Raw genomic sequence first — 23523 nt, 5'->3', positions numbered from 1 at the left:
GGAACTGCCAGTGAGTCGCCGTCGTCGCGAGCCCGAAGAACACGTCAACCACGAACGCTGGCTGGTGTCCTACGCGGATTTCATCACCTTGCTGTTCGCGTTTTTTGTGGTGATGTACTCGATCTCGTCGATCAACGAAGGCAAGTACAAAGTCATTTCCCAGGCGCTGATCGGTGTGTTCAACGACACCGACCGTGCGCTCAAGCCGATCCCCATTGGCGAAGAGCGGCCCAAGACCGTGACCCCGGCCAAGCCGCTGGTCAACGACAGCGATGAAGTCGCTGCCGGTATCGGTGGCACCAGCGACCCGCTGAAAAGCATCGCCGACGACATCAGCGCCGCGTTTGGCGACCTGATCAGTTCCAACCAGATGACCGTGCGCGGCAATGAGTTGTGGGTGGAGATCGAGCTTAACTCCAGCCTGCTGTTTGCCAGTGCCGACGCGTTGCCGAGCGATCAGGCGTTCACCATTATCGACAAGGTGGCGGCGATCCTCCGGCCGTTTGAAAACCCGATTCACGTCGAAGGATTTACCGACAATTTTCCAATCAGCACCGCGCAGTACCCGACCAACTGGGAACTGTCGTCGGCTCGTGCCTCGAGTATTGTGCGGATGCTGGCAATGCAGGGTGTGAACCCTGGTCGCCTGGCGTCGGTAGGCTATGGTGAGTTCCAGCCGGTGGCCAACAACGCCACGGCCGAAGGCCGCGCGCGTAACCGCCGCGTGGTGCTGGTGGTGTCACGCAACTTGGATGTACGCCGCAGCCTGACCGGTACCGGCACCGCCAATGCAACACCGGATGCGGCATTGAAGCGGGCTGGCACACAAACTGCACCGCCCGTTGTTAAACCGCCGGTTCGACAGGGCAGCGTCAATTCTCCGTCACTGGCTCAATAACCCTATGCACTGTCTCGGTCGCGCCTGTGCCCACCGGGAGGAACCAACCGAATGAGAGTCTGGGCAGTTGCCAATCAAAAAGGTGGGGTCGGCAAGACCACCACCTCCATCGCCTTAGCCGGTTTGCTGGCTGAGGCGGGCAAGCGTGTGGTGGTGGTCGACCTGGACCCCCATGGCTCCATGACCAGCTATTTCGGCTATGACCCGGATGCGCTGGAACACAGCTGCTACGACCTGTTCCTGCACAAAGGTAGCGTGCCTGCCGACCTGCCCGGGCAACTGTTGTTGCCCACCAGCAATGAGAGCATTTCCCTGCTGCCGTCCAGCACCGCCCTGGCTACCCTGGAACGCCAGTCGCCGGGGCAGAGCGGCTTGGGCCTGGTGATCGCCAAGACCCTGGCGCAACTGTGGCAGGACTTCGACTACGCGATTATCGACAGCCCGCCGTTGCTTGGCGTGCTGATGGTCAACGCCTTGGCGGCCAGCCAGCAACTGGTGATCCCGGTGCAGACCGAGCACTTGGCGGTCAAAGGTCTGGAGCGCATGGTCAGCACCCTGGCGATGATCAACCGCTCGCGCAAACAGGCGCTGCCGTTCAGCATCGTGCCGACGTTGTTCGACCGCCGTACCCAGGCGTCCCTCGGTACTCTGCGTGTACTGCGCGATGCTTATCCGGACACCATCTGGCAAGGCTATATCCCGGTGGACACGCGCCTGCGTGACGCCAGCCGCGCGGGCCTCACCCCTTCGCAGTTCGACAGCAAAAGCCGTGGCGTGCTGGCCTACCGCGCGTTGCTCAAGCATCTGTTGTCTCAGCAGCTTGTGGCGCAGGTAGCGTGATGAACCGTCCCGTTGAACTCAAGACCCGGCCGCAACTGGCGCTGGAATCCTATTTGGATGCCTTGCTGCAGGATGCGACCGAGGAAGAACTGCCGGAACCGATTCTGGTGCTGGAGGCGGCTGTCGAGCCTGAGAGTACGCTGGATGAGTTCCAGATGGCCGTACTGGAAGAGCAGGCCCGGGATGCGCACGTCGCACCGGTGGCCGTGCTTGCCCCGGTTGTAGTGCGTGTTGCTCCAGTGGTGGTGGCACCTGTTGCGCCCGTCGTGGTCGAGCCGGTTGTTGAAGTCCACCTGCCGCCGAGCATCACGCCGCCGCCAGTCACGGGTGATGGCCGCCCATCTTGGGCTGCCGAGCCGTTCGAATGCCTGTTGTTCGACGTCGCCGGGTTGACCCTGGCGGTGCCGCTGGTGTGCCTGGGCTCGATCTACTCCCTGGAGGGCCAGGAACTGACGCCACTGTTCGGGCAGCCGGAGTGGTTTCTCGGCATCCTGCCCAGCCAGGCCGGTAACCTCAAGGTGCTGGACACCGCGCGTTGGGTGATGCCCGACCGCTACCGCGACGACTTCCGCCAAGGCTTGCAATACGTGATCTCGGTGCAGGGCTATGAGTGGGGGCTGGCGGTGCATCAAGTCAGCCGCTCGTTGCGCCTGGACCCGAACGAAATCAAATGGCGCAGCCACCGGGGCCAACGGCCTTGGCTGGCGGGCACCGTGATCGAACACATGTGCGCGTTGCTCGACGTCGCCGAGTTGGCCGAGCTGATCGCCAGTGGTGCCGTCAAGTCGATGCCGGGTAACAAACGCAGTTGATTGAACAATAAGGGCCGTGCGCCAGCGCGGCCAAACAAGCACACACGCCGTGTCATACGGCATTTGAAGGGGTCAGGGGTATGAACAAGTCAGCGTCCGCACAAGGTTTGGATGATCCGATCCTGCAATGGGTTACCTTCAAACTCGACAACGAGTCCTATGGCATCAACGTAATGCGCGTGCAGGAAGTGCTGCGCTACACCGAGATCGCCCCGGTACCGGGTGCCCCAAGCTACGTGCTGGGCATCATCAACCTGCGCGGCAACGTGGTGACGGTGATCGACACCCGCCAGCGTTTTGGCCTGGTGCCGACTGAAGTCAACGACAACACGCGTATCGTGATCATCGAAGCCGACAAGCAAGTGGTCGGGATCATGGTCGACAGCGTGGCCGAAGTGGTTTACCTGCGCCAGTCGGAAGTGGAAACCGCGCCGAACGTGGGTAACGAAGAGTCCGCCAAGTTTATCCAGGGCGTGTGCAACAAGAACGGCGAGCTGCTGATTCTGGTTGAGCTGGACAAGATGATGAGCGAAGAAGAGTGGTCGGAACTGGAGAGCATCTGATTGTTCCTTGAGGCGGCGGTGATTGTCCTGGCCCTGTTGTGGGCTGGGACCTTGGCATTCCTGCTGCGCTATATGCGCCAGCAACGGGAATTGGCCGTGCAACAGGCTGAGCGCGACACCGTGCGTGACCGGCGCATTCTGGACCTGGTCAAGCGCGTTGATCACTTCCAGCAGAGTGCGGTGAAGGTCGGGGATGAGGTGCATGAACTGCGCGCTATTCTTGGCCCTTTGCCGGACAAGTTGGCGCAGATTGAACAGCGCGATCCCTCGAGCCTGTCGTTTGCTCAGGCGGCGAAGTTGGTGGGCATGGGCGCGACCGTGGATGAGCTGACGCAGTCGTGTGGGTTGACCCAGGCTGAGGCGCAGTTGATGAGTAAGTTGCACAAGAACTGATTTCGGTTTGCCGGATGCAGGCTGATTTCCTTGTGGGAGCTGGCTTGCCTGCGATGCAAGCGACTCGGTGCATCAAGTCCACATCAGCTGATGTCATCGCCGCGGTGCGGCGATCCGGCAAGCCAGTTCCCACATTTGACCGCGATTGGCTTCCCAAATCAGGTCGGCTGCCAGGTCGCCTCGCTCTGCTTGTGATCTTATGCAGATCACTTTGTGGGGCGTGCCACAGATGCTTTGCATCTGCTGGGCACTTTTTCGTCTTTGTGATGACCAAACCTGCGCAGGTAGGAAGTTTTACTCACAAGGATTTGAAATGTCTTTCCACGCGCTCGTTGGAACAAAACCGTCTGGTTTGCGGCCGTCTTGTGTCGCCATCCGCACCCTCATGGGCGCTATTCTTCTCGCGGGCTGTACCCCCCGTTCAGCCACCGCCGCGGGCTGTAAACGCAAAGATAACCTGGACCTGTGCAAGCTCGGCCGCATTGGCGAATCACCCGTATGCGAAGACCGCCGGTAACCCATCACTAAAAGGAAATAGGGAATGAAAGATCTACGCAATGGACTGTACGGCACCGCACTGGTTCTGGCGGCGGCAGGGTTGGGTGGTTGCGCCTCGTCGATGACCGTCACCGGCGAGCCCGGGGTCAAGATGGGCGACAGCTATGCGCAGGTACTCGCCGTGGTGAGCCGCAACAATGCCGTGACCAAGCAGGTCGACGGCCAAGGGTTTCGGGCTGAAGGTTACTCGGCGATGTTCAAGGATTGTCGCACCAAATACTTCCTCTTCCAGGGTGCCGATGGCTTGCAGCGTGTGAGCTATGAGCCGGCGCCACATTTGTCGGTGAACCAGAATTGCCGCCAGCCGCAAGCCGCCCTTTCTTCCCCGGCGAGTTGAATGCTGATGACCATTTTGCGTGCTGTCCCCGCCGCGTTGCTGGTGCTGCTGACAGGGTGTGGCCAAGTGGCGAACATCCGCTCCCTCTCCACCGGCTACGTCCCGCCGCAGTCAGGCGAGACCGCTCGCGTGCGCTTGATCACCGACGGCTTGGTGCGTGCGGTGCCGGGGCGTGATTGCCTGGACTGGAATGTGCCGGGTGCCGGGGTGATGGCGTCGACCAAATCCGGATTCCCCGATCACAACGGCGAAAATCTGGGTATGCCTGGGCCGATTTATTCGTTGAACGGTGGGGTGACCACGGAGCTGGTGGTGCCGGCGAACACACCGATCGCGTTGCATTACCTGGGGCAATTGCAGTATTCCCGGCAATGCTTCAGCAGCATGACTTTTGTGCCTCGGCCTGGGGTGGATTACAGGGTGCAGGCGACTATCTATGCCAACTGTTCCATCCAACTGCATGAGCTGCCGGCGGACGGCAAGCAATGGGTGGCGGTGGAACCTGTGCCCAGGGGCAAGGTGTCGATGTGCAATGCGATGGATAACTTTTAGCGGTTAGTTAATTTCCAGCCTTCATGGCTTTTTTCGCTTCGCCAAAGGTCCACATCCTTCAGGAACCATTGAACCCAGGAGAACCCCCCCCATGACGACCCCCAAGGCACTGTTGATCCTCCACGGCAAGCAAGCCCTCAATGAGGACGTGCGCGCCGCCGTGCAGGCCCGGCGTGAGCAGGGTTGGGAGCTGGCGGTGCGGGTGACTTGGGAGGGCGCAGACGCCCAGCGCTTGGTCACCGAAGCATTGGCCGACGGCTACACCCACATCATTGCCGGTGGCGGCGACGGCACCTTGCGCGATGTGGCTGAGGCCATGGCGTTGGCCAAGACCGACGCCAGTCTGGTGCTGATGCCCCTGGGCACCGCGAATGATTTCGCTCGCGCCGCAGGTGTGCCGTTGGAGCCTGCACAAGCATTGGCACTGTTGGATGTACCGCCCAAGGCGATTGACCTCGGCCAAGCGGGTGGGCAGATATTTCTCAATATGGCTACCGGCGGCTTTGGTAGCCAAGTCACCGCCAACACCTCTGAAGACCTGAAAAAGGTCCTGGGTGGCGCCGCTTATCTGTTCACCGGCCTGACGCGTTTCAGCGAATTGAAGGCGGCTTATGCCGAGCTGGAAGGGCCAGGTTTTCATTGGAAAGGTGATTTGCTTGCGCTCGGTATCGGCAACGGTCGCCAGGCGGGCGGTGGGCATGTGCTGTGCCCTGGCGCGTTGGTCGATGATGGCTTGCTGGATATCAGCATCCTGCCGGCGCCGCAGGAAGTGGTTGGCACGTTGCTCAACCTGATGAGCGATGGCTGGGGCCTGGACACTATGTTTGTGCGGGCGCGCCTGCCGTGGGTCGAGATCAAAGTGGCTGAAGGGTTGTACATCAACCTGGATGGTGAACCGTTGAAGGGTGATGACCTGCGCTTTTGCGCGCGCCCCAAAGCGCTGCGCGTGCACCTGCCGGTGGGCTCGCCTTTAGTCGTCCAGGCTGATGATCTGCTCGCGAACGGCGAATAACACCAGGCCTGCCACGTCGAAGATTTGCAGGCGCTTCATGATCTGCGAGCGATGGGCCTCCACGGTCTTGATGCTCAAGCCCAAGCCGTGGGCGATTTCCCGCGTGGATTTGCCGCGCACGATCAAGCGCAGGATTTCCAGCTGGCGTGCCGTGAGGTTATGGCTGTGGGCGACGGGGCCGGTGGGGCCCTGGCTGCGGATCAGCGCCTGATTGATCACCGTGTGGGCAATGGCGGGGCTCAGGTAGCGCTCGTTGTTGCTCAAGGCCAGCAGGGCGTGTTCCAGCTCATTGGCGGTGGTGTCCTTGAGCAAGTAACCATGGGCGCCGGATTCGAGCGCACGCATGATCAGCTCCGGGTCGGTGTGCATCGACAGGATCAGCACTTTGCTCTTGGGGTAGGCGGCTTTGAGTTGCTGCAAGGCGTCCAGGCCACCGGTGTGCTTCATCGACAGGTCCAGCAGCACGATATCCGGCTGCAGGGTGCTGAATTTTTCCAGCAACTGCGCGCCATCGCTGGCTTCGCCGATCACGCTGTAGCCAGGAATATCCTGGATCAGCGCGCGTACGCCGGCCCGAATCAGTGCGTGGTCATCCACCAGGAGTAAATTGCAGGTCACTCGAGAACCTTAGGGGAACTGGCCCGTTCGAGGGCGCGGGGCGCCCAGGGAAAAAGCGCGTCGATCCGCGTACCTTTGCCGGGTTGGCTACTGACGGATAATGAACCGCCAAGCTGATCTATCCGCTCGGACATGCCGGCCATGCCCCGTTGACCTTCCAGGCCTGGGTTGATGGCGGGCGAAAAACCCAGGCCGTCATCGCGGATCATCAGCGACAGACCTTCGGGCAGGCGTTGCAGGCGCACTAGCAAATTGTGCGCCTGGGCATGGCGCAGCATGTTGGTGACTGCTTCCTGGGTAATGCGATAGGCCGCCACGGCCATTTCTTCGGGGATACCGGTCAGCCGCTGTTGGCATTCCAGGCTCCAGTGAATCGGCGTGTTTTCCAGGGTCTTGAGCAGGTGCGCGCGAAGGCTTGCTTCCAGGCCCAGGCTGGCCAGTTGCCGAGGGTTGAGGATGGCGGACACGTCGCGCACTTTGGCCAGGGTTTCATTCAGGGTGTTGCACAGCACCGTGCATTGGCTTTGCAGGTCTTCAGGCAGGCGGCGCTTGAGCCATTCGCTTTGCAGTTTGGCGGCGGTCAGCAGTTGGCCGATGTCGTCATGCAGTTCGCGGCTGAGGCGATGGCGCTCGTTTTCCTGGACTTGCAACAGGCGATCGGCCAGCTCCTGTGGCTGGAATTTTATCGATTTGCGCGAGTTCCACTGCTGCACACCCACCACCACCAACGTGGCCAGGTTGAGCAACAGGATCAATAACAGCAAGGGCGCGGAACGTGTGTAGGCCCACAGGCTGACCAGCAACGAGCAAAGGCACAGGGCAAGGACCATGCGGCGTGCATTGCTGCGGGACACGGACCTTGCGATGAGTGACTTGAGGTTGACGTACATAGCGGATGGAGCCAGTGAAGGTTCGCTGCGGGAAGACCGGTCACGGCGGCTGACTGGGCTCTGTTTGGAATGCGGTGCCGAATCGTTTTTATACATGATGAAGTTGAGTCACTTCGAGCGGGGCATAGTACCACCACTATTACCGTTGGTCGCCTGGCGCCTCGTCTGTCAGGCTTATTAACCAAGCGAAAGCCCTGGGCGGTAATCCCAGAGTTCAAAGAGTCGGCAGTTGTACTAATTAAGTTGGTTTGTAACGTGGTCGCACTGATGGCTAATTGATATGTTTCGTCCGAAAGTCGCTATCAGCGGTTTAAGAGTGATGGTCGTTTTTAGATAACTTGGCTATTAAATACGACCTGGTCAACACTCAGGATGCGTGATGCACACGCTGCTGCGGTTTATTACCGAAGTCTTTTTGTGGGATCTGCAACGTGACCGTCGCAATCAACGTAGTTTGCTCGCTTTCATCCAGGCCCAGTTCTCCGGTCCGAGTGTCGATGAGCTCCAGTTGCCAAGCCAGTAGCGTCAGGCAGTCATGCAAGGCATTCAGGGCTTGGTCATGCAATTGCATGGGGCTCACGGCATTGGCAATCAGGTACTGAATATGCCGGGAGAACTCGCAGATCGCCTGCAGCGCCAGGCCTTCGGCCTTTTCAGCCAGTTTGGCCAGGCTGGCTTTCATGCAGTCGATGGCATCGCTGTCGTTACGAATCAAATGCAGGTGGTTCAAGCACTCTTGTGACTTGGCCAAGAGCATTTCGGCTTCGAGCAGAAAGTCGGGAAGTGCAGTTTGCCATTCATTTGCGCTATTCATCATGCAAGTCTCCGCAACATAAGGTCGGGTGATGAGATGCCGCACCGGGTGAATGGCGTAAAACTACAGCTGAAATATGACTGAAATCTGTAGCCCACTTCTGAAATCTCAGTAGGACCTTTATTTGAATGATCACGAACGCCGCGGGTGGCCCTCGTTTTCAGGTGCGATTGCACAACTTCAGTTGCCGACACGTAACTGCCTGGAAGGCCCGTGGGCCGAGGGCTTGGGATGGCATACAAAAGCCTGACTCCATTCATGCAATGAGAATGGTGTCACATTAATGGCTATTAGATATTGCGAATATCAGGTTGGGCCTGATTGTGTATAGGGGAATCCCTTACAGGGCGGAACCTCGCGTCGATTTGAATGTCGCGCGACGTTGCGGTATTGCCGTCTGGAGAGGCCATCGCAGTAAAGCATGATGTCAGTGTGACATCAATGAATTTACGTGGCATTTTAACGGGGTCAAGGTCTGGTGCTTGCCGCCGATAACAAGCCTTAACTGAGCTGCACAATCTATCAGCGTGAAACCCACGCACATCAGGAGCTTTTAATGGCCGGCATTCTCGACACGGTAGATCAACGCACGCAACTGGTGGGTGAGAATCGCCTGGAGATTCTTATGTTTCGCCTGGCCGGGCGACAGCTGTTTGCGATCAACGTGTTCAAGGTGCAGGAAGTCTTGCAACTGCCCAAGTTGACCCTGATGCCCCAGCGCCACCCCTTTGTGTGCGGCGTGGTCAACCTGCGTGGCCAGACCCTGCCAGTGATCGATTTGTCCCAGGCCATCGGCATGCGTCCGCTGGTGCCGGGGCCCAACAGCACGATTATCGTCACCGAGTACAACCGCTCGGTGCAGGCGTTCCTGGTGGGCGGCGTCGACCGCATCGTCAACATGAACTGGGAGGCCATACTTCCGCCGCCGGCAAGCGCTGGGCGTCAGCATTACCTCACCGCGATCAGCAAGGTCGATGATCAGTTGGTGGAAATCATCGACGTGGAAAAAGTCCTCGCCGAGATCGTGCCTTATAACGCCAAAGTTTCCCGAGAAAAACTCGAAGACCCGGTTCTAGAACGCGCCCGTGGCCGCGAAGTGCTGTTGGTGGACGACTCCAACGTGGCGCTGTCGCAACTGCGCGATACCCTTGGGCAACTGGGGGTCAAGATGCACATCGCCAGCGACGGCCTCAAGGCACTGAACATGCTCAAGGCCTGGGCCGACAGCGGCCAGGTGATGACCGACAAGCTGCTGATGATCTTCACCGACGCCGAAATGCCCGAGATGGACGGTTACCGCCTGACCACCGAAATCCGCAACGACCCGCGCCTGCGTGGCCTCTACGTGGTGCTGCACACCTCGCTGTCAGGCAGCTTCAACGATTCGATGGTGAAGAAGGTCGGCTGCGATAACTTCCTGTCCAAATTCCAGCCCGACAAGCTGGTGGATGTTGTTCGCCAACGACTGATGCTGGACGAAGTGCCGGCTTGACCTTAGGGTGACATCTTTGTCCCTCAGGAAAGCAGGCCCATGCTTCGTCTCAGCGCGCTGTACCGTTACCCCTTGAAGTCCGGCAAGGCCGAAATTTTGCAGCACATCGGTCTGGATAAACTTGGGCTGGACGGCGATCGACGTTGGATGCTGGTGGACGAAGCCAGCGGGCGGTTCCTCACGCAGCGGGCGGTGGCGAAGATGAGCCAACTGTCAGCGCTGTGGAATGGCGCTGGTGGCTTGACCCTGAGTTCCCCAGGTCATGCGCCGCTGGATGTGGCACTGCCTGGTAGCGACGCCCAATTGCGCGGTGTGACCATCTGGCGCGACACCTTGCGTGTGCCGGATGCCGGGGATGCCGCCGCCGCTTGGGTCAGCGACTTTATCGGTAAGCCGACGCGCCTGGTGCAAGTGCCGGTGGAGCGTGCGCGCAGCACTGAGGCGGGGTATGGCAAGGATGACGACCGCGTCGGGTTTGCCGATGGGTTTCCCTTGTTGCTGATCGGTCAGGCGTCCTTGGACGACTTGTCCCAGCGCATCGGTCGTCCCATGGAAATGCTGCGTTTTCGCCCCAACCTGGTCATCGAAGGCAGCGAGGCCTTTGCCGAAGATGGTTGGAAACGCGTGCGTATCGGCGAGGTGGAGTTTCGCGTGGTCAAGTCCTGTTCCCGCTGCATCCTCACCACCATCGACCCGGCCAGCGGCGAACGCAGTGCCGACCGCGAACCCCTTGCTACCCTCAAAACCTACCGCGAGCAGGATGGTGATGTGATGTTTGGTCAGAACCTGGTCAACGATGGCGCAGGAAGCCTGGAAGTGGGCATGCCGGTGACTGTCCTTGAGTAGTTTCCCGCGCCTATAAAAAATGCCCGTTTCTTGCGAGACGGGCATTTTTTTGACCGGTCGAACGCTTAGCCGCGGTATTCGCACAGGTAAGCCGTATCAACGGCGACCTTCAGTTGGAACTTGCTGTTGGCCGGAACGTTGAACTGGCTGCCGGCGGCGAAGGTTTCCCACTCGCTGGCATCCGGCAGTTTGACGGTCAGGGCGCCGGACACCACGTGCATGATTTCACGCTGGGCGGTGCCGAATTCGTATTCACCCGGAGCCATCACGCCAATCGTCGCCGGACCTTCTGCGGTGCCGAAAGCGATCGACTTGACGGTGCCGTCGAAGTACTCGTTGACTTTAAACATGGGTGAATCCTCGGAAAAGGGTCTGAAAAGGTCGGCCAGTATGCCCAAGGCCAAGGGAGCTGCCTAGACCGGCAAAATCAACGGCAGCAGGCGTGCGGTGTTGCGCGCATCCTCCAGCGCTCGATGCTGCTGGCCATTGAACTGCATCCCCGCCAATTGCAGGGCGCCGTTGAGCCCCAAGGGCTTATCCAGGCGCCGGGCTTTGGCGAAGCGTTGCTTGAGGTTCACATGGGGCGTCTGGGCCAGCGCGCTGGTCAAACCGTGGCGCTGCCATTCGAGTTCAAGCTGCGCGCGATCGTAATCCCCCCAACTGGCCCAGCCCTCCAGGCGCGCTTGATGTTGGCCCAGCCAACGCTCAAATAGCGGCCACACCTCGGTTATCGGGGCAGCGCCGTCGATGTTGGCCTGGGTGATGTGGGTCAATTGGCGGCAGAAAGGCGTCAGCAATGGGCGGCGCAACGGCCGCACAAAGCGCTGGAAGTGATCCAGCTCGCGCCCCTGACGGTTCACCAGGCTGGCGCCGATCTCGATGACTTCCATCTCCGTCACGGGCCAGCCGCCTTCATCCGTTGTGGCTTCAAGGTCAATAATCAGCCAATGAGGCATCGCGCAGGTTCCCGTACTCATCCTTTCCTGATGGGGATAGAGCGTAGCCAAGCCTTGTAGTTCCGCCTAGGGGTTATTCGATCTCCAGTAAAATCTGGCGATTGCGTACCTGATCGCCTGCGATCACTTGTACGTCCTTGATCACGCCGTCGATGCCAGCCGTCAGCGGGTGCTCCATTTTCATGGCTTCGAGGACCAGCAACAGTTGGCCTTTGGTGACGGCTTCACCGGCGCTCACACGTACGTCGACGATGGCGCCGTCCATCGGCGCCTTGACCGTGCCGGTGCTGGCTTCGGCCCGTCGGTTGGCGACTTGCTGGGTACGGTTGGTCACGGTGAGGCCTGACAGCCATAGCTGAGTGCCGTCGAGGTGGTAGGCGATACGCTGGCGGATGCCGTTGAGTACCAACGTGGCGTGGCGGCCGTCGGTGGTGAGTTGCAGGGGGGCAGCGCTGATGTTGTGGATTTCGCCGTTGACCTCCAGGCGATAGGTCCAAGGGGCACCGGCGTTGTTACTCCATCCCGCCAAGCCTTGTGGATGCTGGTTGGCGCTGTGTTGATAAAACAGTGCGGCGGCCAGGGTGAGTTGTTCTTTTGACGCTTTCTGAGGCGGGAGTTGGTTGAAGTGCTCGGCGATAAAGCCGGTGCTGAAATCGCCAGCGATAAAGTCCGGATGCTTGAGCATATCGGCCAGCAACCGCTGGTTGGTGGTCACGCCCAGCAGCACGGTGTCCTCCACCGCCCGTAGCAGTTTGCGCCGGGCCTCTTCGCGCGTGGCGCCGTGGGCGATGATCTTGCCCAGCATCGCGTCATAGAACGGGCTGATGCGTTGGCCTTCGAGTATGCCGTGGTCAATCCGCACGCCCGCTGCGGGCTCCCAGCGCAGCACATCACCGGTTTGCGGCAGAAAACCCTGGGCCGGGTCTTCAGCGTACAGGCGCACTTCCATGGCGTGGCCGGTCAGGGTCACGTCTGCCTGTTTGAGCGGCAGGGGCTGGCCGGCGGCGATTTGCAACTGCCAATTCACCAGGTCGAGGCCGGTGATCAGCTCTGTGACGGGGTGTTCCACTTGCAGGCGGGTGTTCATTTCCAGGAAATAGAAATTGCCGCGGTGGTCGAGCAGGAACTCCACGGTGCCGGCGCCGACGTAATTGACCGCGCGGCCAGCCTTGAGGGCGGCTTCGCCCATGGCTTGGCGCATTTCGTTGGTCATGACGGGGCAGGGGGCTTCTTCGATGACTTTTTGATGGCGACGCTGGATTGAGCAGTCGCGTTCACCGAGGTAGATGAGGTTGCCGTGGCTGTCGCCGAAGAGTTGGATTTCTACGTGGCGTGGGTCGATCAGGGCTTGTTCGAGGATCAGTTCGTCGCTGCCGAAGGCATTTTTTGCTTCGGAGCGTGCGGTGTGGAGGTTGTCCAGCAGGGTATCGGGGGTGTGGACCAGGCGCATGCCTCGGCCGCCGCCACCGGCACTGGCTTTGATCATCAGGGGGTAGCCGATGCGGTTGGCTTGCTGTTGTAAGGTCACGTCGTCTTGCTGGCTGCCCTGGTAACCGGTGATGCAGGGGACACCGGCTTCAAGCATGGCGAGTTTGGAGAGGCGTTTGCTGCCCATCAGGTTGATGGCTTCGGGGCTGGGGCCGATGAAGGTGATATTGGCCTGCTGGCAGGCGTGGGCGAAATCGGCATTTTCCGAGAGGAAGCCGTAGCCGGGGTGGATGGCGTCGGCGCCTGTGAGTTTGGCTGCTTGGAGGATGGCTGTGATGTTCAGGTACGACTGGTGGACGGGGGCGGGACCGATAGGTACGGCTTCATCGGCCATTTGGACGTGCAGGGACTCGGCGTCGGCGTCGCTGTAGACCGCCACGGTTCTGTAGCCCAATGCCTGGGCAGTTCGTTGGATGCGGCAGGCGATTTCACCGCGGTTGGCGATTAGGATTTTGGTGAAGTGCGGCATTGGTTTGGTCCTCGGGTACATATCCGTTTTTTTTGGTCGTGGCTGATATGGGTTCCGTTTTTACAGCCAGCCCTTTCAAGGTCTTTGAAAAACTGGCCATATCTGGCTGATACCAACCAGTTAAGGGCGAACACTGTCCCTGTGGCGAGCGGGCTTGTCCCGCGTTGGGTTGCGAAGCAGCCCCAAAACCAGCAGCCGAAGAGTGCCTGACTCACCGCATTCTTCCTTTTGGGGTCGCTTCGCAACCCAACGCGGGACAAGCCCGCTCACCACAGGTTACTTTTGCGCTGTTCAAAAGTGACCCGCTGTAAGAGCGGAACCCATATCGGCCACGACCAAAAAAACGGATATGCCCCCAGTTCATCGAACCCACCCCGCCTTACGCTTCTGCAAAAACGCCCGAGTCCCCTCAACCCCTTCATCCCCTGCCACCGCCTCAGCAAACCACTGTGCCCCCCGATCCAACACCACTCCAAGCGGTTCATCCACACTGGCCAGCAACAGGGCTTTGGTCCGCCCATTAGCCCCCGGTGCACACCGCAACACCTGCCCCAACACCTCATCCAGCCGCTCCGCCAACGCCTGTGAATCGGCCTCGACAAAATGCACCACCCCCAACCGCCCAGCCTCAACCCCATCAAACCGCGCCGCCGTCAGCGCCAACCGCCTTGCCTGGGTCAACCCGATACGTTTCACCACAAACGGCGCAATCTGCGCCGGCAACAACCCCAGGCTCGTCTCCGGCAACCCGAACTGCGCTTGGTGATCGGCAATCGCAATATCACTCACACACGCCAACCCAAACCCACCCCCCAACACCGCGCCTTGCAGCACCACAATCACCACCTGCGGCACCGCTTCAACCTCTTGCAACAACGTGCCAAACGCCCGATTCAACGCCTGCATCTGATCACCCGCGGTGACCATGTCCTTCACATCCGCCCCCGCACAGAAATGCCCCCCCGCGCCACTGATCACCAGCGCGCGCACCTGGCTATCCAACCCAGCCAGTACCGCGCGCAGCTCGTTGACCATCTCCAGGCTCATGGCATTGCGGTTTTCAGGGCGGTTGAGGGTGATGTGCAGCACCCCGTTATGCGGTTCCAGCAACAGGGTGTTCATGATTTTTTACCGGGCAATGTGCCCATCAGTTTGCAGATAATCCCCAGCATGATCTCGTCGGCACCGCCGCCAATCGACACCAGCCGCACGTCGCGATAAGCGCGGGCCACCGGGTTGTCCCACATAAAGCCCATGCCGCCCCAATATTGCAGGCAACTGTCGCTGACTTCGCGGCCCAAACGTCCGGCCTTGAGCTTGGCCATCGACGCCAGGCGCGTCACGTCCTGGCCTTTGATGTACTGCTCGGTGGCCTGGTAGACCAACGCGCGCAGGCACTCGATTTCGGTGGCCAGTTCGGCCAGGCGAAAGTGGATGACCTGATTGTCGATCAGTGCCTTGCCGAACGTCTGGCGTTCCTTGCAGTAGTCGACGGTGCTGTCGATGCAGTACTCCAGGCCCTTGATCATATTGGCCGCGCCAAACAGGCGTTCTTCCTGGAATTGCAGCATCTGCATCATGAAGCCTGCGCCTTCGTGGCCGATGCGGTTGCGTTGCGGCACGCGCACGCCGTCAAAGAACACCTGGGCGGTCTCGGAGCTGTGCATGCCGAGCTTTTCCAGGGGCGGGCTGACGCTGATGCCAGGGGTGTTCATCGGCACCATGATCAGTGACTTGTTGATATGCGGCTTGTCGTCGGAGGTGTTGGCCAGCAGGCAGATAAAGTCGGCACTGGGTGAGTTGGTGATCCACATTTTGCTGCCGTTGATCACGTAGTCATCGCCGTCCTTGCGCGCATGGGTTTTCAGCCCGGCCACGTCGGAGCCGGCGCCGGTTTCCGAGACGCCGATGCAGCCCACTTGCTCGCCGCTGATGGCCGGGCGCAGGAATTCGTCGCGCAGTTCATCGGAGCCGAAGCGGGCGAGGGCGGGGGTGCACATGTCAGTCTGCACGCCGATGGACATGGGGATGCCGCCGCAGTGAATGGTGCCGAATTCTTCGGCGGCGACAATCGAGTAGCTGTAGTCCAGGCCCATGCCACCGAATTGTTCGGGCTTGGAAATGCCCAGCAGGCCGAGGTCGCCGGCCTTACGGAAGATTTCGTGGATGGGAAAGCGCCCGGCTTTTTCCCATTCATCGACGTGGGGGTTGATCTCGCGGTCGACGAAGGCACGGACGGTGCGGCGCAGTTCCTGGTGTTCCTGGGTAAAGATCATTTTTATTGTTCTCCCTTTTTATCGCGACGCGGAGCGTCACGGGCGAAATTCAGAAGCGCGCCACACCAAAGCTGTTCGGCTGCAATTGCCGCACTTCGGCCTCATGGCAGATATCCAGCACAAACCCCAGCAGCGTGCGGGTGTCGCGAGGGTCAATCAGCCCGTCGTCCCATAGATTGGCGCTGCCATACAGCGCAGTGGACTGGCTATCGAGCTTCTGCGCGGTGACCTGTTCCAGCATGTCCAACACCTTGGGATCGGGCACCAAGCCGTCTTTGAGTTGCTTGGCCTCGGTGACGATTCGCAACACCTTGCCCGCCTGTGCGCCGCCCATCACCGCCGTGCGGCTGTTGGGCCAGGCAAAGATAAAACGTGGGTCCAGGCCACGACCGCACATTGCATAGTTGCCGGCGCCGTAGGAGCCGCCGACCACAATCGTGAGTTTAGGCACCCGCGCATTGGCCACCGCCTGGATCATCTTCGCGCCGTGCTTGATCACGCCCTGTTGCTCCGATTCGGTACCCACCATGAAACCGGTGGTGTTGTGCAGGAACAGCAGCGGCGTGCGGCTCTGGTCACACAGCTGGATAAACTGCGCGGCCTTGCTCGCGCCCTTAGGCGTGATGGGGCCGTTATTGCCGATCACACCGACGGCGCGACCTTGGATGTGCAGGTGGCCGCAGACGGTGTGCGCGTCGAACTCGCCTTTGAATTCAAGAAAGTGTGAACCGTCCGCCAGACGCGCGAGGATTTCGCGCACGTCGTAGGGCTTTTTCGGATCAACGGGGATCAATCCCAGCAGTTCCTCGATGGGGTACAACGGCTCAGCATAAGCGCGTTTCTGGACAGGCGGCAGGCGATCATCCCAAGGCAGTAGGTTGACTATTTCGCGCACGATACGCACACCGTCTGCGTCGTCTTCCGCCAGGTATTCGGCAGTGCCGGCGGTTTGTGCGTGCATTTCGGCGCCGCCCAAGGCTTCATCGGTGGCGATTTCGCCGGTGGCGGCTTTGAGCAACGGTGGCCCGGCGAGGAACAGCTTGGCCTTGCCGCGCACCACCACCACGTAATCTGAAAGCCCCGGCTGATACGCCCCACCCGCCGTGGCCGAGCCGTGCACCACGGTGATCTGCGGCAAGCCCATGGCCGACATGCGCGCTTGGTTGGCGAAGCTGCGTGCGCCTTCGACGAAAATCTCCGCCGCGTAATTGAGATTGGCGCCGCCGCTCTCAGCGAGGGTCACCACCGGCAGTTTGTTTTCCATGGCGATCTGTTGCAGGCGCAGGGATTTTTTCAGGCCGGTGGGGGAAATGGTCCCACCCTTGATCGCGCTGTTATTGGCCACCACCAGCATGCGTACACCGCTGACGTAACCGATGCCGGCAATCAGCCCGCCACCGGCCGCGCTGCCGTCTTTGTCGTCGTGGAGTTTGTAGCCGGCCAGGCTCGCCAGCTCCAGGAACGGTGCACCGGGGTCCAGCAGCAGGTTGAGGCGTTCGCGGGGCAGCAGTTGGCCGCGCTTGTCGAATTTGGGCTTGGCTTCCTGCGCCTTGCTCAGCAGGTTCTGCTCAAGCTGGCGCAGTTGCTGGATGCTTGCCAGCATCGCTTCTCGGTTTTGCGCGAACTGCGGGCTGTGGGCGTCGATCAGCGTTTCAATCACCGGCATGGTTTATTGCTCCACCTTGAGTACATCCGGCAAATACGCGCGGTGGAAACCATTGAACGGCTCGCTCGGTGGTTGCGCCTTGTGCAGCGGCCAGGCGCGGCTGCCCAGGCTGGCGGCGCCGTCGATGCGCAGGGTACTGCCGCTGACGAAGGCGGCAGCAGGGCTGAGCAGAAAGACGATGGCCGCACTGACTTCCGACTCGGTGCCGATGCGCTTGAGCGGCACGTGTTCGCGCAGGGTCGGGATCACGGCCTTGAACGCGCCTTCGTAGGTGTCCATGCCACTGGAGGCAATCCAGCCCGGCGCCACGGCGTTGACCCGCACACCGGCATAGCCCCATTCGAACGCGGCGGTCTTGGTGAAGTTGTCCATGCCCGACCGTGCTGCGCCCGAGTGGCCCATGCCGGGCATGCCGCCCCACATGTCGGCGAGCATGTTGACGATAGCGCCGCCGTGTTTGCTCATCGACTGGTTGAACACTTCCCGCGCCATCAGGAAACCGCCGACCAAGTTGGTGCGCAGCACGGTTTCAAAGCCTTTTTGATTGATCGAGGCCAGCGGCGAGGGATATTGGCCGCCGGCGTTATTCACCAGGCCGTGGACCGGGCCGTGTTCGTGGATTATCTGTGTGACGAGTGCCTTCACCGCCTCTTCATCGCGAATATCACAGGCTTGCCAATGGGCGGTGCCGCCGTCTTCGGCGATTTCCGCCGCGACCTTCTGCAGCTTTTCCGGCTTGCGCCCAACCAGGATTACGCGGGCGCCAAGGGCTGCCAGTTCATGGGCGGTGCAACGGCCAATACCACTGCCGCCACCCGTGACAATCACGGTCTGCCCCTGAAAAAGGTCGGATTTGAAGATCGAGTCGAAGGCCACGGCAACACTCCTTTAGGTGAGTAAGTCGGCGATGTGTTGCGGTACGGCGATGGGGGTTTCCAGCAGTTGCTGGGCGAAAGCCTTGCCTTGCGGGTCGATGCGCAGGCTGGCGATACCACCACCGCCGAGGGCGTTTTCCAGCAGGAAATTCAGGCTGTGGCTGCCGGGCAAATACCAGCGCTCGACGCGGCCATGCAGAGGGTCGAGCACGTGGCCCATCCAGTCGACGATGACCTCGGGTGTCAGCGCTTCGGCAATCCACGGCAGGTAGTCGGGGTGGCGGGCGATCACCCCGATATTGCTGTGATTACCTTTGTCGCCGGAGCGTGCCACGGCCAGTTTCACCAAGGGTACATTGGCGTCAGCGCGGCCTTGGGGTTTGGGCGGATCAATCGGCGCTGCGGGTGTGGCGAGTGCACTGGCGATTGGCAGCGCGCAGACGTGGCGCTCGCCTTGGAAGTCGATCACCCCCTCACAGGCTGATTTATCGATCAGGAACGAAAACAGCCGAATCAACGGATACACCGTCGGCCGCCCGCCGACGATCCCGGTCAGGCCTGGTGCCATGCCGGTGGCCGCCTGGGCGATCTCGCGGGCGAACAGCACCAGTGCCTGTTTGCTCGGATGCCGCACCGCGAGTTTGACCACCACCTCGCGACAATCCTGGCGTCTGGCGTGGGCGCCGTAGGTGGCTTCGCTGCCGAGCAGTTCAATATTCACTTCGGTGTAAGGCGCCCAGCCGCGCTGGCTGAACAGTTCCGAGGTCTTGTTGATGATCGCCTGGCTGACCCGATCGGCCTTGGCCACGGCGTCGATCCCGGCGATCAGGCAACTGGCGGTGCAACGGAACCCATCGGGGTAGGTCGCGCTGACTTTGTATTGAGCGGTGGGCGGCGAGCCTTTGGCGCCGTGCAGGCGCACGCAATTTTTGCCTTGCTGTTGCAATTTGACCTGGCTGAAATCGCAGATTACATCCGGCAGTAAATAGGCGCGGGGGTCGCCGATTTCATACAGCAGTTGTTCGGCCACACTGAGCTCGCTGATCAGCCCGCCAGTGCCATCGACCTTGCTAACGGTGAACTGGCCGTCGGTGCTGACTTCAACAATGGGAAAACCAATGTGCTCGTAGTCCGGCACGTCACGCCAATCGGTGAAGTTGCCACCGGTGCACTGTGCGCCGCATTCGATGATATGCCCGGCCAGTGCAGCTTGGGCGAGGTGATCGTAGTCCTGCCATGACCATTCGAACTCATGCACCAGCGCCGCGCTGACCACTGCACTGTCGACCACACGGCCGGTGATGACGATATCGGCGCCTAGTTTCAGCGCAGCGGCAATGCCGGGCGCACCGAGGTAGGCATTGGCAGACACGCAAACCGGTGGCAAAGGCGTGCCGTTGAACATATCGGTAACGCCGTGCAGTTGCTTGAGCTGCGGTTGCAGATCGTCTCCCAACAGCACGGCGATTTTCAGCGGGATCTGCACTTTGTCGCAGGCCGCTTGCAGGGCGGCGGCGCAGGCGAGAGGGTTGATGCCGCCCGCGTTGCTGATCACACGGATGCCCTGGTGTTGGATATCGGCCAGCAGCGGCGTGAGCACTTCGACGAAATCCGTGGCGTAGCCGGCCTGGGGATCTTTCATTCGCGCACCGGCGAGGATCGACATCGTGACTTCCGCCAGGTAGTCGAACACCAGGTAATCCAGTGCGCCGCCGTGCACCAGTTGGGCGGCGGCGGTGCAGGTGTCGCCCCAGAAGGCGCTGGCGCAGCCGATACGAACCGTCTTGCTCATGAGAAATCCTTCCCCCGAATGGCTGGCATCGAGACTACCAAGCAAGCGCTTGGTTTGTAAACTCTGGACACAAGTTTTGCCCAAGCGCTTGCTTGGGTGACGGCCACGGCCTAAATTGCCGCCCAAGACGTCAGTAGAAGTGAAGGAGAGAGGCATGGATGAGCAAAAAGCCCTGCGGGTGATGCGCACCATGGTCGACGGCGGCCAATTGACCGATCCCGACAGTGCCCGGGGCAAGTTGCTGCAAACCGCGGCTCACCTGTTTCGTAACAAGGGCTTCGAGCGCACCACCGTGCGTGATTTGGCCGGCGCGGTGGGCATCCAGTCCGGCAGCATCTTTCATCACTTCAAGAGCAAGGACGAGATCCTGCGGGCGGTGATGGAGGAAACCATCCACTACAACACCGCGCTGATGCGCGCCTCACTTGAGGAGGCGAGCAACGTACGCGAGCGTGTGCTGGCGCTGATTCGCTGCGAATTGCAGTCGATCATGGGAGGCAGCGGCGAGGCGATGGCGGTGTTGGTGTACGAGTGGCGCTCGCTGTCGGTCGACGGCCAGGCCCACGTACTGGCGCTGCGGGATGTGTATGAAGACATCTGGTTGCAGGTGCTGGGCGAGGCCAAGGCCGCGGGTTACATCAAGGGTGACGTGTTTATCACTCGACGCTTCCTGACCGGCGCCTTGTCCTGGACCACCACCTGGTTCCGCGCCCAGGGCAGCCTGACGCTGGAGCAATTGGCCGAAGAAGCCCTGCTGATGGTTCTGAAGGCCGATTGAGGCGCAAGCTATTAATTTGCCGATGGAAAGTTGTCTCGCCAGACAAAAACGCCTAGCTTATTGCCATCAGAGTGTTAAACGGTGTGTGCCTTGATGTTTTCGCCATGGCGGCTGGCTGCAGGACTTACTTTATGGGCACTGGGCACAGCGTGGTGGATGCCGGCTTCGGCTGCGCAGTTGGTGAGGATCGGTGCCGCGCATTTTCCGCCCTATACCGTACGCCCTGAACAAGGTGCCGACACCGGTTTGCTTCCGCAATTGGTGGAAGCCCTGAACGCCTCGCAAACCGACTACCAATTTGTGCTGGTGCCTACCTCCATCCCGCGTCGCTTTCGTGATTTCGAGCAAGGCCGGGTCGACATGGCGATCTTCGAAAACCCCGACTGGGGTTGGCAGAGCATTCCCCACACCAGTGTCGACATGGGCCTGGAAGACGCCGAAGTCTTCGTCGCCCAGCGTGAGCCGGGCCGCGATCAAAGCTATTTCACTGATCTTGGCGGCAAGCGTCTTGCGGTGTTCAGCGGCTATCACTACGCGTTCGCCAACTTCAACTCCGACCCCAAGTACATGGCCGAACACTTCAACGCCACGCTGACCTATTCCCATGACAGCAACCTGTTGATGGTCGCGCGTGGGCGTGCCGATATCGCCCTGGTGACCCGTTCCTACCTGAGTGATTTCATGGCGCGCAACGCGGAGATGGCTGGGGAGTTCCTGGTGTCCCAGCGCGTCGACCAGGTCTATCACCACTATGCGTTGCTGAGGCCGAAGGCGCCGATAACCAGCGAGGCGTTTGCCCAATTGCTCAAGGGGCTGCGGGATAGCGGCCAGATGATGAAAATCTTCGAGCCCTATCGAATTGATGTCCTGTCGGTCTCTACAGCGCCTTGATCGGCTAAATTTTCCTGCGTTGCTCACGTCACTTCTTCATCTGTCGACGATTACCGTGAGCCGCCACTATGTCCAGTCTGAATGATTTGTCCGTCTTGCCGTTGCCGGTCGGGCCTGCCCTGAATGCCGATGAAACCGATAGCCGCCTGAGCCTGACCCTTGAAGGCCAGCCGCTGATTCGCTTGCGCCTTGAGCGGGGTGATGAGTTGCACGTGCATCTGCAGGACGCCAACAGCGTAGCGCCCGCCCGCGCTTTGTGGTGCGCCTGTTACTGGTTGTTCGTCAAAGAGCCCGCTCGCCAGCGTGTGGTTTGGCACCTGGAACATGTGCCTGAGGATGCGCTGCGCAGCGGGCTGTTGGTGGCCACCGAGGTGACGGGGCAGTTTCGCTGTGAACGGACCCTGTTCTGGCAATTGCCCCAGCCATGGCTTGGGCAACCCCTCAACGGTAGCTACCCGCAGCAGATGATCATCAGCGGCGGCAAGCGCCATCCAGCCCGCGCACCGAAGCCGCGTGGTGAAGTCTACCGCCGCTTTGATGCACGCCTGGGTGCGTGGATTTCCCTGCGCACCGTCGAGATTGATGTCGACCTGGCCCGCTTCAATCGTTGGCAGAACAGCACCCGAGTGGCGAATTTCTGGCAGGAAAGCGGCAGCCTGGAGCAGCATCGCGAATACCTGGACAAACTGGAAGCCGACCCGCATGCCCTGACGCTGATCGGCTGTTTTGACGATGAACCCTTCGCCTACTTCGAAGCCTATTGGGCCAAGGAGGACCGGATCGCGCCGTTCTACGACGCCGGTGATTATGACCGTGGCATTCACATGCTGGTCGGGGAGGAGCATCACCGTGGTCCACACAAGGTTGCCAGCTGGTTATCGGCGCTGGTGCACTATTTGTTTCTGGACGACCCGCGCACCCAGCGTGTGGTGGCTGAGCCCCGCGCCGACAACGCGAAGATGATCGGCCATATGCAGAACCAGTGCTTTCACTGCGAGAAGGAGTTCGACTTCCCCCACAAGCGCGCAGCGCTGATGATTCTGGGGCGGGAGCGGTTTTTTGAGCGCTGTGGATTAGTGTGACACGCCGCTGATCGTTCCCACCTTGGGAACGATCAGCCTGCGGTCAGACCCGACGCGCAAACGTATCGCTGTGGCTGCCCGACACCTTGCGGCAATGTACCAGTGCATCGCGAATCATGAAATTCACCAGGGTCGGCGACACGCCCAGTTCCTTGGCGATGTCCTTTTGCGGCACGCCGTGCAGGCGATACATCTCGAACGCGTAGCGGGTGCGCTGGGGCAACTCCGTCAAGGCGTCGGCAATGTTTTCCAGGGTGCTGAAGTTGATGTGCGAGGTTTCCGGTGAAGCGCCGTGAATGACCACATTCAAGCCTTCCTCTTCCGTCCCGGAGTATTTGAGCTCCAGGGCCTGCTTGCGGTAGTGATCGATCGCCAGGTTACGCACGATTTGGAACAGATAACTGAGCTGGGCCTTGAACGATGACGTGATCGTCGGCGCCGATTGCAATCGGAAGTAGGCGTCCTGCACCACGTCTTCAGCGCGGGAGCGACAGCCGGTAATACGTGCCGCGATCTTCACCAGAATCATTCGATTGTCGACGAATGCCTGGAGAAGTGGTGAGTCGCACCTGCCTGTGGATACTTGTTCCGTCATGGAATTCACCTTGTTGCAAAAGAGGTTGGG

General features: G+C 60.4%; 25 protein-coding genes. 13 read left to right on the top strand and 12 right to left on the bottom strand.

Annotated elements, in window-relative coordinates; all coding sequences use genetic code 11:
- Positions 1–10: 10 nt before the first annotated feature.
- The 8 genes from motD (at position 11) to yegS (ending at position 5965) form a co-directional block, all read left to right on the top strand.
- Positions 11–898, top strand: coding sequence for a flagellar motor protein MotD (gene motD, locus BFL40_RS25370; protein ID WP_071486505.1), 888 nt, complete (start codon positions 11–13; stop codon positions 896–898).
- Between the two features lie 51 nt (positions 899–949).
- Positions 950–1738, top strand: coding sequence for a ParA family protein (locus BFL40_RS25365; protein ID WP_071486504.1), 789 nt, complete (start codon positions 950–952; stop codon positions 1736–1738).
- Positions 1738–2550, top strand: a complete 813-nt coding sequence (locus tag BFL40_RS25360) for a CheW domain-containing protein (RefSeq protein WP_071486503.1) — start codon at positions 1738–1740, stop codon at positions 2548–2550. The genes BFL40_RS25365 and BFL40_RS25360 overlap by 1 nt, the downstream gene beginning before the upstream one ends.
- 80 nt (positions 2551–2630) lie before the next feature.
- Positions 2631–3113: a chemotaxis protein CheW gene (locus BFL40_RS25355; RefSeq protein ID WP_010564003.1), complete on the top strand. Its 483-nt coding sequence runs from the start codon at positions 2631–2633 to the stop codon at positions 3111–3113.
- Complete coding sequence (locus BFL40_RS25350; protein ID WP_071486502.1) at positions 3114–3506, top strand: DUF2802 domain-containing protein; 393 nt, start codon at positions 3114–3116, stop codon at positions 3504–3506.
- A gap of 541 nt (positions 3507–4047) precedes the next feature.
- Positions 4048–4401, top strand: a complete 354-nt coding sequence (locus BFL40_RS25345) for a hypothetical protein (RefSeq protein ID WP_071486501.1) — start codon at positions 4048–4050, stop codon at positions 4399–4401.
- Between the two features lie 6 nt (positions 4402–4407).
- Positions 4408–4953: a hypothetical protein gene (locus BFL40_RS25340; RefSeq protein ID WP_071486523.1), complete on the top strand. Its 546-nt coding sequence runs from the start codon at positions 4408–4410 to the stop codon at positions 4951–4953.
- Positions 4954–5044: 91 nt separating this feature from the next.
- Positions 5045–5965 (top strand): lipid kinase YegS, encoded by a 921-nt coding sequence (yegS, locus tag BFL40_RS25335; protein ID WP_071486500.1) that lies wholly within the window; start codon positions 5045–5047, stop codon positions 5963–5965.
- Here the strand turns inward: yegS and BFL40_RS25330 are convergent.
- The 3 genes from BFL40_RS25330 to BFL40_RS25320 all read right to left on the bottom strand — a co-directional run bounded on the left by BFL40_RS25330 (position 5924) and on the right by BFL40_RS25320 (position 8290).
- Entirely contained in the window at positions 5924–6583 is a 660-nt protein-coding gene (locus tag BFL40_RS25330; RefSeq protein WP_071486499.1) for a response regulator transcription factor, read from the bottom strand. The two genes, yegS and BFL40_RS25330, sit on opposite strands and share 42 nt — an antisense overlap.
- Positions 6580–7473, bottom strand: coding sequence for a sensor histidine kinase (locus tag BFL40_RS25325; protein ID WP_071486498.1), 894 nt, complete (start codon positions 7471–7473; stop codon positions 6580–6582). The genes BFL40_RS25330 and BFL40_RS25325 overlap by 4 nt, the downstream gene beginning before the upstream one ends.
- A gap of 367 nt (positions 7474–7840) precedes the next feature.
- Positions 7841–8290: a hypothetical protein gene (locus BFL40_RS25320; RefSeq protein WP_174555571.1), complete on the bottom strand. Its 450-nt coding sequence runs from the start codon at positions 8288–8290 to the stop codon at positions 7841–7843.
- A 553-nt stretch (positions 8291–8843) separates the two neighbouring features.
- On the opposite strand from BFL40_RS25320, the gene BFL40_RS25315 reads away from it, so the two are divergent.
- Together BFL40_RS25315 and BFL40_RS25310 are read left to right on the top strand one after the other, a co-directional pair.
- Positions 8844–9779: a chemotaxis protein CheV gene (locus BFL40_RS25315; RefSeq protein ID WP_017134971.1), complete on the top strand. Its 936-nt coding sequence runs from the start codon at positions 8844–8846 to the stop codon at positions 9777–9779.
- 39 nt (positions 9780–9818) lie between these two features.
- Positions 9819–10625: an MOSC domain-containing protein gene (locus tag BFL40_RS25310; RefSeq protein ID WP_071486497.1), complete on the top strand. Its 807-nt coding sequence runs from the start codon at positions 9819–9821 to the stop codon at positions 10623–10625.
- Between the two features lie 65 nt (positions 10626–10690).
- Here the strand turns inward: BFL40_RS25310 and ppnP are convergent, their stop codons facing one another.
- From ppnP to BFL40_RS25270, 8 genes are all read right to left on the bottom strand, one after another.
- Positions 10691–10975 (bottom strand): pyrimidine/purine nucleoside phosphorylase, encoded by a 285-nt coding sequence (ppnP, locus tag BFL40_RS25305; RefSeq protein ID WP_010208796.1) that lies wholly within the window; start codon positions 10973–10975, stop codon positions 10691–10693.
- Between the two features lie 63 nt (positions 10976–11038).
- The gene (locus tag BFL40_RS25300) at positions 11039–11581 is read right to left on the bottom strand and encodes a 3'-5' exonuclease (RefSeq protein WP_071486496.1); all 543 of its coding nucleotides are present in this window, start codon (positions 11579–11581) and stop codon (positions 11039–11041) included.
- Positions 11582–11654: 73 nt separating this feature from the next.
- Positions 11655–13538, bottom strand: a complete 1884-nt coding sequence (locus BFL40_RS25295) for an acetyl-CoA carboxylase biotin carboxylase subunit (protein WP_071486495.1) — start codon at positions 13536–13538, stop codon at positions 11655–11657.
- Positions 13539–13898: 360 nt separating this feature from the next.
- A complete protein-coding gene (locus BFL40_RS25290; protein ID WP_071486494.1) occupies positions 13899–14660 on the bottom strand; it encodes an enoyl-CoA hydratase/isomerase family protein in 762 nt (253 codons plus the stop codon).
- Positions 14657–15814, bottom strand: a complete 1158-nt coding sequence (gene atuD / locus BFL40_RS25285; RefSeq protein ID WP_071486493.1) for a citronellyl-CoA dehydrogenase — start codon at positions 15812–15814, stop codon at positions 14657–14659. Before atuD ends, BFL40_RS25290 begins: the two co-directional genes overlap by 4 nt.
- Before the next feature lie 49 nt (positions 15815–15863).
- Positions 15864–17480 carry a geranyl-CoA carboxylase subunit beta gene (gene atuC / locus BFL40_RS25280; RefSeq protein ID WP_071486492.1) on the bottom strand — a complete coding sequence of 539 codons (1617 nt, stop codon included), beginning with the start codon at positions 17478–17480 and terminating at the stop codon, positions 15864–15866.
- Between the two features lie 3 nt (positions 17481–17483).
- Positions 17484–18356 (bottom strand): SDR family oxidoreductase, encoded by an 873-nt coding sequence (locus BFL40_RS25275; protein WP_071486491.1) that lies wholly within the window; start codon positions 18354–18356, stop codon positions 17484–17486.
- 12 nt (positions 18357–18368) lie between these two features.
- Positions 18369–20147 carry an acyclic terpene utilization AtuA family protein gene (locus BFL40_RS25270; RefSeq protein ID WP_071486490.1) on the bottom strand — a complete coding sequence of 593 codons (1779 nt, stop codon included), beginning with the start codon at positions 20145–20147 and terminating at the stop codon, positions 18369–18371.
- Positions 20148–20301: 154 nt separating this feature from the next.
- On the opposite strand from BFL40_RS25270, the gene BFL40_RS25265 reads away from it, so the two are divergent.
- The 3 genes from BFL40_RS25265 to BFL40_RS25255 all read left to right on the top strand — a co-directional run bounded on the left by BFL40_RS25265 (position 20302) and on the right by BFL40_RS25255 (position 22898).
- Positions 20302–20925 carry a TetR/AcrR family transcriptional regulator gene (locus BFL40_RS25265; protein ID WP_071486489.1) on the top strand — a complete coding sequence of 208 codons (624 nt, stop codon included), beginning with the start codon at positions 20302–20304 and terminating at the stop codon, positions 20923–20925.
- A 93-nt stretch (positions 20926–21018) separates the two neighbouring features.
- Positions 21019–21816: a substrate-binding periplasmic protein gene (locus tag BFL40_RS25260; protein ID WP_074851575.1), complete on the top strand. Its 798-nt coding sequence runs from the start codon at positions 21019–21021 to the stop codon at positions 21814–21816.
- Positions 21817–21884: 68 nt separating this feature from the next.
- Complete coding sequence (locus BFL40_RS25255; protein WP_071486487.1) at positions 21885–22898, top strand: GNAT family N-acetyltransferase; 1014 nt, start codon at positions 21885–21887, stop codon at positions 22896–22898.
- Positions 22899–22941: 43 nt separating this feature from the next.
- On the opposite strand, the gene BFL40_RS25250 is transcribed toward BFL40_RS25255, so the two are convergent.
- Positions 22942–23493: an RNA polymerase factor sigma-70 gene (locus BFL40_RS25250; RefSeq protein ID WP_071486486.1), complete on the bottom strand. Its 552-nt coding sequence runs from the start codon at positions 23491–23493 to the stop codon at positions 22942–22944.
- Positions 23494–23523: the final 30 nt, after the last annotated feature.

Origin of the sequence: Pseudomonas costantinii (genome assembly GCF_001870435.1) — a bacterium.
Taxonomy (GTDB): Bacteria; Pseudomonadota; Gammaproteobacteria; order Pseudomonadales; family Pseudomonadaceae; genus Aquipseudomonas; species Aquipseudomonas costantinii.
Note: the sequence above shows the minus strand (reverse complement) of the source record. Positions and strands in the feature narration are given on the sequence as shown.

What these genes read in the sequence shown, in the direction of transcription:
- BFL40_RS25300 (WP_071486496.1), bottom strand. Translation starts at nt 11,581, where the DNA reads ATGCCTCATTGGCTGATTATTGACCTTGAAGCCACAACGGATGAAGGC.
- BFL40_RS25365 (WP_071486504.1), top strand. Translation starts at nt 950, where the DNA reads ATGAGAGTCTGGGCAGTTGCCAATCAAAAAGGTGGGGTCGGCAAGACC.
- BFL40_RS25250 (WP_071486486.1), bottom strand. Translation starts at nt 23,493, where the DNA reads ATGACGGAACAAGTATCCACAGGCAGGTGCGACTCACCACTTCTCCAG.
- BFL40_RS25345 (WP_071486501.1), top strand. Translation starts at nt 4,048, where the DNA reads ATGAAAGATCTACGCAATGGACTGTACGGCACCGCACTGGTTCTGGCG.
- BFL40_RS25325 (WP_071486498.1), bottom strand. Translation starts at nt 7,473, where the DNA reads ATGTACGTCAACCTCAAGTCACTCATCGCAAGGTCCGTGTCCCGCAGC.
- BFL40_RS25315 (WP_017134971.1), top strand. Translation starts at nt 8,844, where the DNA reads ATGGCCGGCATTCTCGACACGGTAGATCAACGCACGCAACTGGTGGGT.
- atuD (WP_071486493.1), bottom strand. Translation starts at nt 15,814, where the DNA reads ATGATCTTTACCCAGGAACACCAGGAACTGCGCCGCACCGTCCGTGCC.
- BFL40_RS25360 (WP_071486503.1), top strand. Translation starts at nt 1,738, where the DNA reads ATGAACCGTCCCGTTGAACTCAAGACCCGGCCGCAACTGGCGCTGGAA.
- BFL40_RS25265 (WP_071486489.1), top strand. Translation starts at nt 20,302, where the DNA reads ATGGATGAGCAAAAAGCCCTGCGGGTGATGCGCACCATGGTCGACGGC.
- BFL40_RS25310 (WP_071486497.1), top strand. Translation starts at nt 9,819, where the DNA reads ATGCTTCGTCTCAGCGCGCTGTACCGTTACCCCTTGAAGTCCGGCAAG.
- BFL40_RS25340 (WP_071486523.1), top strand. Translation starts at nt 4,408, where the DNA reads ATGACCATTTTGCGTGCTGTCCCCGCCGCGTTGCTGGTGCTGCTGACA.
- BFL40_RS25320 (WP_174555571.1), bottom strand. Translation starts at nt 8,290, where the DNA reads ATGATGAATAGCGCAAATGAATGGCAAACTGCACTTCCCGACTTTCTG.
- BFL40_RS25290 (WP_071486494.1), bottom strand. Translation starts at nt 14,660, where the DNA reads ATGAACACCCTGTTGCTGGAACCGCATAACGGGGTGCTGCACATCACC.
- BFL40_RS25355 (WP_010564003.1), top strand. Translation starts at nt 2,631, where the DNA reads ATGAACAAGTCAGCGTCCGCACAAGGTTTGGATGATCCGATCCTGCAA.
- BFL40_RS25270 (WP_071486490.1), bottom strand. Translation starts at nt 20,147, where the DNA reads ATGAGCAAGACGGTTCGTATCGGCTGCGCCAGCGCCTTCTGGGGCGAC.
- BFL40_RS25295 (WP_071486495.1), bottom strand. Translation starts at nt 13,538, where the DNA reads ATGCCGCACTTCACCAAAATCCTAATCGCCAACCGCGGTGAAATCGCC.
- BFL40_RS25260 (WP_074851575.1), top strand. Translation starts at nt 21,019, where the DNA reads ATGTTTTCGCCATGGCGGCTGGCTGCAGGACTTACTTTATGGGCACTG.
- yegS (WP_071486500.1), top strand. Translation starts at nt 5,045, where the DNA reads ATGACGACCCCCAAGGCACTGTTGATCCTCCACGGCAAGCAAGCCCTC.
- ppnP (WP_010208796.1), bottom strand. Translation starts at nt 10,975, where the DNA reads ATGTTTAAAGTCAACGAGTACTTCGACGGCACCGTCAAGTCGATCGCT.
- atuC (WP_071486492.1), bottom strand. Translation starts at nt 17,480, where the DNA reads ATGCCGGTGATTGAAACGCTGATCGACGCCCACAGCCCGCAGTTCGCG.
- BFL40_RS25255 (WP_071486487.1), top strand. Translation starts at nt 21,885, where the DNA reads ATGTCCAGTCTGAATGATTTGTCCGTCTTGCCGTTGCCGGTCGGGCCT.